Raw genomic sequence first — 12,875 nt, forward strand, 5'->3', positions numbered from 1 at the left:
TCCTGATTTCCGGATTGTGACGCCCGGGCCGCGCAAAGTCGACCCGGGCGGTTTGCCGCAGTTTACTTGACCTCGGTCACCGTAAGCTTGCCGTTGACCCGGTCGGCGACGAATTCGATCGCAGCACCTTCCTTGAGTTTGGCAAGCACCGCGTCGTCGGCGCGGAACACCATGGTCATGGCCGGCATGTCGAGGTTCTTCAGATCCTCATGGTCGATCGTCACCTTCTTGGCCTTGGTGTCGATCTTCTTGACCACGCCCTTGGTGAACTCCGCCGCATAAGCGGGCAGGGCGAAGGCGGCGGAAACGGTGAGCGCGAGCGCTGCAAAGAGGGTACCTACGGTTTTCATGGTTTCATCCTTTCCTGTTTTCTCGGGTTACTTCTTCACGACGTCGAGCGGGCCGTGCATGCCGGCGTCGTAGTGGCCCGGCACCAGGCACGCGAATTCGAAGGTGCCGTCATTGGTGAAGGTCCAGTAGATGTCACCGGACTTGCCGGGCTCGAGCCGAATGGCGTTCGGGTCGTCGTGCTCCATGTCCGGGAACTTCTCCATGGTGATCTTGTGTTCTTGGATCGTCGCCTTGTCGTCGAGCACGAATTCATGCGCGAGTTCGCCGGCGTTCTTGATCGCGAAGTGGACCGTCTGGCCCTGGCGAACCTTGATGGTCGAGGGCGTGAAGATCATCTTGCCGTCGTCGGTTTCCTTCATGGTGACGCGGATCGTCTGCGTCGACTTCTTGCTGTCGCCGGGCTCGCCGATCGACACCTTGTCGTCGCCGCCGGCGTGGCTGCCGCTGGCGAGCGCCTGGGAGGAAAGGGCGGAGGCGACAACGAGCGCCAGAGCGAATGCTGATTTCTTCATCGTAATGTTCCTGATGGATTTGAAAGAGTTCATTGCAGTCGGCCGCCCTCTCACGGTTTGGGCGTGAGCACGGTCTTGGCATCCTTGGCCCGCGTCGGTTCCGGCAAAGCACCGGTCCATTCCCAGGCCTGTGTTCCCGGTGGGTTTTCGTACCAGCCGGGATCGCTGTAATCGCCGGCGGAGATGCCTTCGCGCACCTTAACCACCGAGAACATGCCGCCCATCTCCAACGCGCCGTGCGGACCCCAGCCGGTCATCATCGGGATCGTGTTGTCGGGGAGCGGCATTTCCATTTCGCCCATGTCGGCCATGCCGGCCGTACCCATGGGCATGTAGTCGGGCTTCACCTTGCGGATCTTCGCCGCGACCGATTTCTTGTCGGCGCCGATGAAAGTCGGGATATCGTGACCCATGGCGTTCATCGTGTGGTGCGACTTGTGGCAATGGATCGCCCAGTCGCCCTCGTACTTGGCGTCGAACTCGTAGGCGCGCATGGCGCCGACGGGGATGTCGATCGACACTTCAGGCCAGCGTGCCTCCGGCCTGACCCAGCCGCCGTCGGTGCAGGTGACCTCGAAGTCGTAACCATGCATATGGATCGGATGGTTGGTCATGGTGAGGTTGCCGACCCTGACCCGCACCCGGTCGTTCTTCGACACGACCAGAGGGTCGATGTCCGGGAAGATCCGGCTGTTCCAGCACCACATGTTGAAGTCGGTCATTTCCATGATGCGCGGCACATAGGTGCCGGGATCGATGTCATAGGCATTGAGCAGGAACACGAAGTCGCGGTCGACGCGCATGAAGTTCGGATCCTTCGGATGCACCACGAAGAAGCCCATCATGCCCATGGCCATCTGCACCATCTCGTCGGCATGGGGGTGGTACATGAAGGTGCCGGACTTCACGAGGTCGAACTCGTAGACATAGGTCTTGCCGGCGGGGATATGCGGCTGCGACAGGCCGCCGACACCGTCCATGCCCGAGGGCAGGATCATGCCGTGCCAATGGATGGTGGTGTGCTCCGGCAGCTTGTTGGTGACGAAGATCCTGACGCGATCGCCCTCGACCGCCTCGATCGTCGGGCCCGGCGACTGGCCGTTATAGCCCCAGAGATAGGCGGTCATCCCGTCGGCCATCTCGCGTTCGACCGGCTCGGCGACAAGGTGAAATTCCTTGACGCCGTTGTTCACGCGGTGCGGCAGCGTCCAGCCGTTGAGGGTGACGACCGGGTTGTAGTCCGGTCCGCTCGTCGGCACGAGCGGCTTCTGGGTCGTGGCATTGTCCATGCTTGCCGCTTCGGGCAGCCCGGAGTTGGAGGTTTGCGCCCAGGCGGCGGTCGAGACGAGAGCAGCACCGGCGCCGAGGAAGTTTCTTCTGTTGAACATGATCTGATCCTTTTTGAATGAGGCGGGATGCGTACGGAAAACCGCACACATTTTTCCTCAACCCGCCCTAGTGCCCGGCGCCGCCGGCTTCCGCTGCCGCGGGTGCTGCCGCCCCTCCAGCCGAGCCACCTGATCCGCCGCCGTGGATGGCGGTCATCAGGTCGGCATCGGCCAGCCAGAAATCGCGCTTTGCGTTGACGGAGAGCACGGTCGAATTGACCTTGGCCCTGACGTCGGCAAGCAGCTCGAAGGTGCTGGTGATCATGCCGTTGTAGCTGAGGGTCGCTTCCTCCTCGATCTTGTTGCGCAGCGGCACGACGTTGTTGCGGTAGTGCCGGGCGATGTCGTAGCGCGAGCGGTAGGCCTCATAGGCCGAGCGGGCTTCCGAGCGGATGTTGACCGCCTTTTCCGCCAGCAGGTTTGCCGAGCGCATATGGGCAAGCTCGGACTTGCGCATGCGCGCGCTGCCGCTGTCGAAGATCGGGATCACGAATTCGAGCTCGAACTGGCCTGTTGTCTCGACCTTGGTGCCGTCGTCCTCCTTCTCCCGTTCCGCTTCCGCTCCGGCGATGAGCTCGAGGTCGGTCACATAGCGGGTCGCTTCGGTGAGCTTGTAGGACTTGGCCACCGCTTCGAGGTCGAGGCGGGCGATCTGCAGGTCGACGCGGCGTTTCAGCGCTTCCGCCTCGATGCTGTCCTTGCGCGCCAGCGTCTTCGGCAGGTTCGGCAGGCGGTTGGGAACCTGGTAATCGACGTCGGAACCCCAGAGACCCATCAGGCGCGTCAGGTTCTCCTTGGCAAGACGCGCCGCAAGCCGGGCTTCTGCCGTCTGGCCGGCAAGTTCGGCGTTGAAGACGTGCTCGCGCGCCTGGTTGCCCTTGCCCATGGCGCCGGTTTCGCCAAGTTTTGCGGCGAGCTCCGAGGAGGCGTCTGCCGCCGCCTGGGCCTGGTTCAGCTGTGCGACGGTTTCCCAAGCGGCAACCGCTTCGATCCAGGCGCGGCGGGTTTCGGCCGCCAGCTGCAGTGTGCTGAGCGCCGCGTTGAGCTGCGCCTGGCGGAAACGCGCATCGGCAATGGCGATCGTCTTGTCGCGGGTCAGGAGCGCCAGGATGTTGGTCGTGACGAGGCCCTCGATCGCCTTATAGGCCTGCAGTTCCGGCGTGCCGATTCCGGTGGTGCCGATCGAGACGGTGGGGTTGAGGAACAAGGTCGCCTGCCAGGCATCAGCCGACGCGTCGCCGAGATCGGCATAGGCCGCCTGCAGGCCCTTGTTGTTGAGAAGGGCGATCTGAACGGCCGTGTCGGCGTCGATGGTCTTGCGCTTCAGCAGCGCCTTGACCTCGGCATTGACCTTGTCGGCCTGTTCGCGGTTCTGGATCCAGACGCTCTTCTTGGTCGCGGCCGTCGAGACCTTGGCATCTACGGTGGTGAAGCCCGCGTCCTTGGCCGAGTATTCGGTCACGCATCCGGCGAGCACGAGAGGCAGACCGATGGCTGCTGCGAGGTTGAGTTTGCGAAGCCTCATGACGCGTCTCCCTTGGACTGCGCGTCGTTGAGCGGTCCCCAGGCCTTGGGGCCGGTCGGTTCGCGGTGGGTGTAGCCCGAAATGGGGCTGCGATACTGCGTGCTTCGAATGCCGCTCGTGCTGTTGGCGGGATCGCCAAGGCTTGAGACCTCGGCAGGCAATGTGGCAGCGCATCCGCCCAGGATCATGGGCAGGAGCGCCATGGAAAGCAAACGTTTCATGGTCAAACCTGAAATGTGAATGGCAGAGGTCGGCGGTCGACCGGATGAAACCGGGCGGGCCTTGTCGCGGACCGCGCTAGAGGTGGGGCGAGCGTCTCATCGGACACGCGGAAGCCACGGCAGCGCTTCGCACCGCCACAGACCCTTTAGTCGGCAAGGACCAAAAGAAGCCCGCGGCAGCGGTCACAGGTTCACGAAATCAGGCTCTTGGGGGGCGATGAAGGCCGTCAAGCTCACCGGGGGTGAGCTGCGGGTGCGGGCCGAAATTGCGGACCGAGCGTGGGAACGTCGGATGGCTGCCGTCGAAATCGCCAAGCACCGCGACGGCGGCGCAGAAGGTCTTGCAGCAATCCTTCTTGTCCGCCTTGCCGTTTTCCTGTGCCGGCTTCACCTTGCCCTTGTCGAGGCTCGGGCAATGCTCGGTCGCAGATTGCATCGGATTGGCGGCTGCCTCGATCTGCATCGAGCCGTGCGCGGCCGCATGCATCATGCCGGAGGCGGTGGAAAAGGGCAGCACGGCCAGCGACAAAGCGATCGCCAGCTTGAGCACTATCAGCAAACGCAGATATGTGGTTCGCACCTTCTTCATGATCGATCCGTAGAAACGCCTTTGATTCCTGTCAATGCTGCTTGCGCTTGGCGCCGTCACGAATGCGTGAGGCCTCCGGGGCTGCATACGCGTCGTCACCCGTGCCGCCGGTTGCGGACCGGATCGATGCCGGCCGTACCGAAGCGAGCGGGCTCGGTTGCCTTCGTCGGCGCGTTCGTGGCGTCGGCGAGGTCCTCGAGTATGGGGCAGTCCGGGCGCCCGTCGCCATGACAATGGGCGGCGAGATGCTTGAGCGTCCGGCTCATCGCCTTCAATTCCTCGGCCTTGCGCTCCAGGATCTCGACATGTTCGAGCGCGATCTTCTTGACCTCGCCGCTGGCGCGCTCGCGGTCGCGCCAGAGCGCCAAAAGGTCGGCCATCTGCTCGACGGTGAAGCCGAGATCGCGCGAGCGGCGAATGAAGCGCAGCGTATGGACATCGTTGTCGCCATAGTTGCGATAGCCGGCTTCGCTGCGGTCGGCCTGCGGGATGAGGCCGATCGTCTCGTAATAGCGGATCATTTTCGTCGAGACGCCGGAGGCGCGGGAAGCTTCGCCGATATTCATGATGTCATCCTTGTTACCGCCGTGCGGCCATTCCCTTGAGAATATAAGGGCTCTCCCCGGCTTCCGCCATGCTGGCGAGAGCCGGGGAGACGATCGAACCTAGGCCGCCTGTGCTGCGGCAACCGGGCGAAAGGCCCGAAGCCGGAGCGCATTGCCGAGCACGAAGACGCTCGACAGCGCCATGGCGCCGGCCGCGAAGATCGGCGACAGCAGAAGGCCGTAGACCGGGTAGAGGGCGCCGGCGGCAACCGGGATCAGCACCGCGTTGTAGGCGAAGGCCCAGAACAGGTTCTCCTTGATGTTGCGGATCGTCGCCTTGGACAGCGCGATCGCATTCGGCACACCCAAGAGATCACCCGACATCAGCACCACGTCGGCGCTTTCGATGGCAACGTCCGTACCGGTGCCGATCGCGAGGCCGACATCGGCTTCGGCGAGCGCTGGTGCATCGTTGATGCCGTCGCCGACGAAGGCGACCGCCCGCCCGCCTTGCTTCAGCTTCTTCAGGGCCGCGACCTTACCGTCCGGCAGCACTTCGGCGATGACCTCGTCGATGCCGAGCTTGGCGGCGATCGCCTCGGCGGTGCGACGATTGTCGCCGGTGATCATCGCGACCTTCAGGCCGAGATCGTGCAGCATGCGGATCGCCTGCGGCGTCGTCTCCTTGATCGGGTCGGCAACCGCGATGATCGCCGCAAGCTTGCCGTCGATCGCCGCATAGAGCGGGCTCTTGCCTTCCGAGCCGAGGCGGGCCGCCTGGTCGGCGAAGGCCGACACGTCGAGCTTCAGCTGCGTCATCAGCCGGTCGGCACCGACATGGACGGTGCGGCCCGACACCTCGGCGCTGGCGCCGAAACCGGGGATTGCCTCGAACCTGGCCGGTTCAGCGATATCAAGACCCTTTGCCTTGGCCGCCTCGACGATCGCTTCGGCGATCGGGTGCTCGGAGCGGGTTTCGACGGCCGCGACCAGCGCCAGCACGGCGTCACGCTCGAAGCCTTCGGCGGTGGCAAGATCGGTCAGTTCCGGCCGTCCCTTGGTCAGCGTTCCGGTCTTGTCGACGGCGATGACTGCGGCGTTGCGCAAGGTCTGCAGTGCCTCGCCCTTGCGGAAGAGCACGCCCATTTCGGCGGCACGGCCGGTGCCGACCATGATTGAGGTCGGCGTGGCAAGGCCCATGGCACAGGGGCAGGCGATGATCAGTACGGCGACGCCGTTGACGAGCGCGAAGGTGAGCGCCGGATCGGGACCGAAGACAAGCCAGATGCCGAAGGTCAGAAGCGCAATCGCGATGACGGCCGGCACGAACCAGGCGGTGACACGATCGACCAGCGACTGGATCGGCAGCTTGGCGCCCTGGGCCTGCTCGACCATCTTGATAATCTGCGCCAGCACCGTGTCGGCGCCGACCTTGGTGGCGCGGAAGGTGAAGGATCCGGTCTTGTTGATCGTGCCGCCGACCACCTCGCTGCCGGCGATCTTTTCGACCGGAACCGGCTCGCCGGTGATCATCGATTCGTCGACATAGGATTTGCCGTCGAGGACGCTGCCATCGACCGGAACCCGGTCGCCGGGACGCACGACGACGGTGTCGCCGGTCTGCACGTCGGACAACGGAACCTCGATCGTCTCGCCGTTGCGGATGACGCGGGCGGTCTTTGCCTGCAGGCCCATCAGGTGCTTGATCGCCTCGGAGGTCCGGCCCTTGGCGCGAGCTTCCAGGAACCGGCCGAGCAGGATCAGCGTCACGATGACGGCAGCGGCTTCGTAATAGACGTTGGCCGTACCGTCAGGCAGAAGGTCGGGCGCGAAGGTGGCGACGACCGAATAGATCCAGGCGGCGGACGCGCCGATCGCGACCAGCGAGTTCATGTCGGGCGCCAGGCGGAAGAGGGCGGGAACGCCCTTCTGGTAGAAGCGCAGGCCCGGGCCGAAGAGCACCAGCGTTGTCAGCACGAACTGCAGATACCAGCTTTCCTGCATGCCGATATTGTTCATGACGAATTCGTGCACGGCCGGAATGAAGTGCGAGCCCATTTCAAGCATGAAGATCGGCAGCGTCAGCACGCCGGCAATCAGCAGCGAGCGCGCAAGCTTGCGGGTCTCCTGTTCGCGCTTCTCGCCTTCGCGGTCGACGCTTTCGTCGCCGGTGATGCGCTTGGCGGCATAGCCGGCAACGCGGACCGCTTCTTCGAGTGCTGCGGCCGTGGCGATGCCCTTGGTTACCCGCACCGACGCGCGCTCGGTGGCCAGGTTGACGTTGGCCTCGGTGACACCCGGCACGGTCTTCAGCGCCTTTTCGATGCGCGCGACGCAGGAGGCGCAGGTCATGCCTTCGATGGTGAGCTCGATCGTGTCTTCGGCCGCACCATATCCGGCATTCTCGATCGCCTTGACGATATCGGCGGACTTTGTGCTGGCATCGAAGCGGACGTCGGCGCGTTCGGTTGCGAGGTTGACCGAGGCTTCGGTGACACCAGGCACGGCGCGAATCGCCTTTTCGACGCGTGCCACGCAGGATGCGCAGGTCATGCCCTCGACGGGAATGCTGGCGCTTAATGCCGCGGCGGACATCGCTTCGAGATCGTTCGTTCTAATGGGGGTCACAGATCCCATGATCGTGCTCCTTTCTCTGTCTTTTGTCGCAAGATGGGGCTTCCAACGATGGGAAGGTCAAGGGCGAAAAGGAGATTTCTGGGCGCCATCTTCGGAGCGGCCTGGAGAGGTCTGCCACCGCAGCGACAATTGCCCGGAATGCATGGTCGCAGCGTCCTTGACGCAAGCTTGACCGCGGAGCCCGGGAGGCTTGTCAAAGCTCAGGTCGAATGGCTCAAGGCTTGCCGGCGATCCAAGGCTGCAACCGTACTTTGCCTGCCTCTTGCGAGTGAACCGTATCGGATCCATCCTGTAGAAGTTGCGTCCCATAGGGAGGTTAGGATGACGGCTTACAATTGTGTCCGTTTCCGCGTGAGACCCGGCCAAGAGGAACGGTTCGAGCACCTTTTTCGCAGCGCTCTTCGCGACTTTGAAGGTTTGCGGAAGATGGCGCTCAGCAAGGCTGCGGATGGATCGTATTTCTCAATTGCCGAGTGGGAAAGCCTTGAGGCGATCGCTGCGGCACGTCCCATGATGAAGGCGAACCTCGATACGTTCCGCGATACGCTCCTGGAACTCGGTCAGGATCTCGGGGTCACGGACCCTATTTCCGGCGAGGCGATCTTCGAAATGGCGCGTTAATGTCGCTGAGAAAGGTGACGGCAACGGCTCCGCCAGTCGGTTGACGGGAAGAGTGTTGTTGCCTGCCAAGGTCGCGGATCTGACGGCAGTGATGTCGTCGGCTCGTGAACGTGTGGGGCAATGTCAGAAGCGGCGCGACATCTCGCGCCGGATTTAGGTGCGTTGAGAAAAGAACACTGCGACGAAGGCGCGATGACGGGTTGAGGTCACCGCAGGCAATGGCTATGTCGTGCCGCACACACGCGTCACGAACCATAAGGCCATTCGGAATGATCCCAGACTTTCTCGTTACCCATTCCGGTGGTTTCCACGCCGACGAACTGCTTTCCAGCGTCATCCTTACGCGGCTTTTCCCCGAGGCTCGCCTCGTTCGCAGCCGGGCGCCGGAATGGCTGAAGCCGGGGACGGACCGCATCATCTACGACGTCGGCGGCCAGTATGATGCCGAGGCAGGGCTGTTCGACCACCATCAGCGCGGGGCGCCGGTGCGAGAGGATGGCCAGCCTTACAGTTCGTTCGGCTTGATCTGGAAGCATTACGGCCGCGCCTATCTGGCAGCGTTCGGCGTTCCCGAGGCCCATGTAGAGGCGGTTCACGCCGCCTTCGATGCGCGGTTCGTGCTGCCGATCGATCTGGTCGACAACGGTGCGCTCGATCCTTCCGTTGCTGGGCCCTTGGCGGGGTTGACGCTGTCGGCGCTGCTGGAAACCTTGAAGCCTGTCTTCGACGAAGGCGGCCAGGAGGCCGAGGATCGCAGCTTCCATCAGGCCCTTTCGATCGCGCGCGCCTTTGTCGAGGCTGGCGTGTCGCAGCGCGCCGCAAAGCTTCGGGCCGAGGCGCTCGTGCTTGCGCAGATCGCGCTTGCCGGTGGAGGCCGCGTGCTCGAACTGCCGCGGGGCATGCCTTTCCGCCCGGCGATCGTGAAGGCTGGCGCCGACCACCTGCTGTTCGTCGTTCATCCGCGCGAGAACGACTGGTGCCTGACGGGCATTCGCAAGGCCGACGAAGGGTTCGAGCTGCGCGCCGATCTCCCGGCTGCCTGGGCCGGCCTGACGAACGGCGAACTGGAGGCGGCTTGCGGCGTGGCCGGCGCGCGCTTCTGCCACAATGGCCGCTTCATCGCGGCGGCAGCGACGCGAGAGGCAGCGCTCGCCATGGCGGAACTCGCCGTCAAGGAAGTCGCGACAGCGGGTAGCGGCCAGGCCTGAGGAAACCGACGAGCCGACGGCGGCGACGGCCAGTGTGCTTTTGGCCGGGCCGCCTGGGACGGGTTACGCCGGAAGCGTGGCCCTGAACTTGCTCGGTGATTGACCGTAGGTCTTCGCAAAAATTCGCGAGAAGTGGCCGGCGTTCTCGAAGCCGACTTCGAGCGCGATGTCGATCAGCGGCGCCTTCGTCTGCGTCAGCAGATGCTTGGCTCGTTCCAGCCGAAACTTCCGATAGACGAGCGCCGGCGACATCTTCGCCTTGTCCATGAACAGGCGCTCGAGCTGCCGTCGGGACAGGCCGACGGATGCGGCCAGTTCCGGGATCGACAGCGTGTTGTCCGTGTGCTGCTCCATGATGATGAGGGCGGCGTTCAGGCGCGGGTCGTTGCTCTCGATCGCCAGCGGCTTTCTCGGCTGGACATGAAGATGCGAGCGCGCCTTGTCGATCTGCAGCACCTCGAGCGCATTCCGCTCGGCTTCCTTGCTGATGTGCAGGCGCACGATATGGGCTGCCATGTCGGCGGCACTGCTGCCACCTGCGCAGGACCCGCGGGTGCGGTCGAGATTGAAGAGACGGTCCGAACGAACCTTGAGATCGGGGAAACGCTCGCGGAACGCCTGATAATGAAGCCAGCTCACGCAGACGGTGTGCCCGGTCATCAGGCCCGCTTCGGCAAGCACGAAGGTCCCGGTGCAGAGGCCGATCAGAGGCACCCTGCGCGCCGCCGCCTTCTGAAGGAAGCGGACCGTGTCGTCGTCGATCGGCTGCTTGCTGTTGAGCAGGCCGCCGACCACGACGATGTAGTTGAACCCGGCGGGATCGACGAGGTCGGATGTCGGCGCCACCTGCACGCCGCAGCTGGAGGCGATGAGGTGCCGGGTGTTGCCCAGGACCTGCCAGTCCGCGCGGATGCGGCCGGACTTGTCGAGCTCGTCGCTCGCAAGCCGCAGCGTGTCGATGAACAGCGCGAATGCGGAAAGGGTGAAGGACCGCGCCAGAACGAAGCCGATCTTGAGACGCTCGGGCTGTGTCTCGCTGGATTTGATGGTCGTCGTCATTTGCCCTTCATGCTCGCGCCGCCAAGATCTCCCGTTCGCTGTCGAGCATGCTCGAACATATCCGGAGAGGTGGCCGCTGGCGGCCGAGACTTGCCTTTCGCTGTCCATGGGAGCCGGGGTTCGGTTCTTCCGGCACCCCATGGTGTGGCGCGGGAGGTCGACGCCCGGATGAGGGTGTCTTCGTCCTCATCATAACGAAGAGGTCGGGCTCAGATTGCTCTCGTCACGACCTGCGCCGCCACGGTTACGAACATTGCGGCCAGTGTCAGCGCCGCACTGAAGCGTGCAACCTTCATTCGCCGTTCGCGTGAGCCGCTCCAATCATAACCCATCTTTTCTCTCCCTTTGTCGCGACTGGGCCGGAACGCGTTTGCTCGGACGTCCGCCGAGCTGCGAGCCTTTCCAGGTCGTGGCTCTGAGTAGCGCTCATGCTGACGCGATGCCGTCGATCGTGTCAAGTTTGCCTCGGCACGCAACGTTCCGGTGCCAGTCATGGCTCTGCGTCGCAGGCGACTGTGCAAAGGAATTTGCTGTTCGAGGGCGCAAACCCCCCAGTTGTGCGGGGAGCCTCTTTCCGCCGTTGTGATAGTTTTCTCTTTGGTGTGATTATTAAAGGGAGGGCGACGATGCCCGGCACATTCTCTACCGCCGACATGGACGTCATCAAACAGCAGCACGAGGAATGGTGTCGCGCCAACGACACCGACCCGAACAGTCCCGCGGGCATAGAGAAAGCCATGCAGATGCTGGTGAATTATGGCGGCAGCGCCAGCCGGCAACCGCCCGCGCAGCCGGAGACGGTGCGCGCCAAAGCGCGCGCCTGATCACAGCGTCCACCTACATTCTTTAGCAGTCTCGTCCGGTCTTCGATCATCTCGAGCGAGGGTTGTGGTCGGCTGCGTAGGGAATGCATTCCATGGCGCGCGGCGGCGCTATCGCGATCAGGCGTTGCGCCCGGTTGCTTGGGGTGCGCACGTCAAAGATGTATGCGCCAAGCGTTGGCTTAAAGGTTCTCCTTGAGGAGGACCTCTATCCTGATCTTGTCCTGAGCGGCGTGCGGTTCGCGAAAATCGGTCCGCGCGCGCATAATGCGGATGGCGCTGCGCACCGCGTGGCCCGGATCCTGGGCGATGACGGCGTCGATGCTGGCGTCGCGCAGGCCGCGTTCACTGAAGGGGGTGCGCTCGTGTACGACCACCGTGATCTTTTGCAGATCGGTGAAGGATGCTGCGCCCTCAAGCGGAATCCTCGCCTCGGAACTCAGCACGTAGATTGCTGCAACCTCCTGATTGTTTTCCAGAACTCTCTGGAGAATCTGGGTCGCCCTGCGCTCGTCGCCGTGGGTCTCGACCGAGGGCAGACACTGCAGGTGCGGGAACTGTGAGTTGACGACATCGTCGAAGCCGAAGCGGCGCTGGATGCTGTCGAGCGACTGCATCGTCTCGGCCACGATCAGGACTTTTCCGGCCCTCTGGCCGACAAACCGGCCGATGATCTTGGCCGCGGTCGCGCCGGCGGCATAGTTGTCGACGCCGACGAAATCTGCGGTCGGCAGCTTTTCCTGCCCGGACAGGAACTGCACGAACTTGACGCCGCGTTCGATCAGGCGGCCGATCGCATCGCGGACCTGCGGCGATTCCGGCGCCATCATCGCGATCCCGTCGAATTCGTTCTCGTCGATGTCGGCGAGATATTTTGCGACCTTGTGCGGGTCGTCGATCGGGATCTGGACGACATCGAGGTCGACGAGGTCGCCCTTCATTGACACCCGCGCCTCCTCGACCCGGTGGATGAGTTCCGCCAGATAGAGGTCGCCGCTCGTCGGCAGCACGAACCGGAACCGATAGCTCTTGTTGCGGGCCAGGCTGACGGCCGCCGGGTTTCGAATAAACCCAATACGCTCAATGGCTTCGTTGACGCTGCGGACAGCCTTCGGGCTGACATTCGGCCTGTCGTTCAGCACGCGGTCGACGGTTGCGAGGCTCAACCCCGCTGCCTCAGCAAGATCCTTGGCTGTTGGCCGCATGCGGAACTCCCAGTGTGTATCGTCCCCAATCTACTCCACCAAAATCGCCGCGAAATCAAGAATTGATGTGCGCACCTCAAAAATCGCTTGCGCTGAGGTGCGCACCTCAGTTATGAATCCTTCAGCGAAGAACGCAGGCCCTGAATGCGGCCGCGCCCACCGCTCGTGCCAAGAGGATTTAGGTACGCCAACC

14 protein-coding genes are annotated in these 12,875 nt (G+C 63.4%); 3 read left to right on the forward strand and 11 right to left on the reverse strand.

Annotated features, from left to right (window positions below; genetic code table 11):
• Window positions 1-62: 62 nt before the first annotated feature.
• The 8 genes from ACIQUG_RS12755 to ACIQUG_RS12790 form a co-directional block, all read right to left on the reverse strand.
• Window positions 63-350: a copper-binding protein gene (locus ACIQUG_RS12755; protein WP_402321877.1), complete on the reverse strand. Its 288-nt coding sequence runs from the start codon at window positions 348-350 to the stop codon at window positions 63-65.
• A gap of 27 nt (window positions 351-377) precedes the next feature.
• Window positions 378-863, reverse strand: a complete 486-nt coding sequence (locus tag ACIQUG_RS12760; RefSeq protein ID WP_402321880.1) for a plastocyanin/azurin family copper-binding protein — start codon at window positions 861-863, stop codon at window positions 378-380.
• A gap of 50 nt (window positions 864-913) precedes the next feature.
• Window positions 914-2,251, reverse strand: coding sequence for a multicopper oxidase family protein (locus ACIQUG_RS12765; protein WP_402321883.1), 1,338 nt, complete (start codon window positions 2,249-2,251; stop codon window positions 914-916).
• Window positions 2,252-2,318: 67 nt separating this feature from the next.
• Window positions 2,319-3,776, reverse strand: coding sequence for a TolC family protein (locus ACIQUG_RS12770; RefSeq protein ID WP_402321886.1), 1,458 nt, complete (start codon window positions 3,774-3,776; stop codon window positions 2,319-2,321).
• Window positions 3,773-3,997, reverse strand: a complete 225-nt coding sequence (locus ACIQUG_RS12775; RefSeq protein ID WP_402321889.1) for a hypothetical protein — start codon at window positions 3,995-3,997, stop codon at window positions 3,773-3,775. Before ACIQUG_RS12775 ends, ACIQUG_RS12770 begins: the two co-directional genes overlap by 4 nt.
• Before the next feature lie 199 nt (window positions 3,998-4,196).
• Window positions 4,197-4,586, reverse strand: coding sequence for a hypothetical protein (locus tag ACIQUG_RS12780; protein ID WP_402321892.1), 390 nt, complete (start codon window positions 4,584-4,586; stop codon window positions 4,197-4,199).
• 95 nt (window positions 4,587-4,681) lie between these two features.
• A complete protein-coding gene (gene cueR, locus ACIQUG_RS12785; RefSeq protein ID WP_034799282.1) occupies window positions 4,682-5,152 on the reverse strand; it encodes a Cu(I)-responsive transcriptional regulator in 471 nt (156 codons plus the stop codon).
• Between the two features lie 99 nt (window positions 5,153-5,251).
• Window positions 5,252-7,726 (reverse strand): heavy metal translocating P-type ATPase, encoded by a 2,475-nt coding sequence (locus ACIQUG_RS12790; protein WP_402323023.1) that lies wholly within the window; start codon window positions 7,724-7,726, stop codon window positions 5,252-5,254.
• A 363-nt stretch (window positions 7,727-8,089) separates the two neighbouring features.
• On the opposite strand from ACIQUG_RS12790, the gene ACIQUG_RS12795 reads away from it, so the two are divergent.
• Both ACIQUG_RS12795 and ACIQUG_RS12800 read left to right on the forward strand, forming a co-directional pair.
• Window positions 8,090-8,389, forward strand: coding sequence for an antibiotic biosynthesis monooxygenase (locus ACIQUG_RS12795; protein WP_043613796.1), 300 nt, complete (start codon window positions 8,090-8,092; stop codon window positions 8,387-8,389).
• A gap of 269 nt (window positions 8,390-8,658) precedes the next feature.
• The gene (locus tag ACIQUG_RS12800) at window positions 8,659-9,597 is read left to right on the forward strand and encodes an MYG1 family protein (protein WP_402321897.1); all 939 of its coding nucleotides are present in this window, start codon (window positions 8,659-8,661) and stop codon (window positions 9,595-9,597) included.
• A 63-nt stretch (window positions 9,598-9,660) separates the two neighbouring features.
• On the opposite strand, the gene ACIQUG_RS12805 is transcribed toward ACIQUG_RS12800, so the two are convergent.
• Together ACIQUG_RS12805 and ACIQUG_RS12810 are read right to left on the reverse strand one after the other, a co-directional pair.
• Window positions 9,661-10,656, reverse strand: coding sequence for a GlxA family transcriptional regulator (locus tag ACIQUG_RS12805; RefSeq protein ID WP_402321900.1), 996 nt, complete (start codon window positions 10,654-10,656; stop codon window positions 9,661-9,663).
• A 209-nt stretch (window positions 10,657-10,865) separates the two neighbouring features.
• The gene (locus ACIQUG_RS12810; protein ID WP_256442640.1) at window positions 10,866-10,988 is read right to left on the reverse strand and encodes a hypothetical protein; all 123 of its coding nucleotides are present in this window, start codon (window positions 10,986-10,988) and stop codon (window positions 10,866-10,868) included.
• Window positions 10,989-11,282: 294 nt separating this feature from the next.
• Here ACIQUG_RS12810 and ACIQUG_RS12815 point away from each other — a divergent pair, with 294 nt between their 5' ends.
• Window positions 11,283-11,480, forward strand: a complete 198-nt coding sequence (locus ACIQUG_RS12815; RefSeq protein WP_043613804.1) for a hypothetical protein — start codon at window positions 11,283-11,285, stop codon at window positions 11,478-11,480.
• Between the two features lie 179 nt (window positions 11,481-11,659).
• Here ACIQUG_RS12815 and ACIQUG_RS12820 read toward each other — a convergent pair whose 3' ends face one another.
• Window positions 11,660-12,682: a LacI family DNA-binding transcriptional regulator gene (locus tag ACIQUG_RS12820; protein ID WP_402321904.1), complete on the reverse strand. Its 1,023-nt coding sequence runs from the start codon at window positions 12,680-12,682 to the stop codon at window positions 11,660-11,662.
• Between the last annotated feature and the right edge of the window lie 193 nt (window positions 12,683-12,875).

Origin of the sequence: Ensifer sp. NPDC090286 (assembly GCF_044769565.1) — a bacterium.
In the GTDB taxonomy this organism is placed as follows: Bacteria; Pseudomonadota; Alphaproteobacteria; order Rhizobiales; family Rhizobiaceae; genus Ensifer.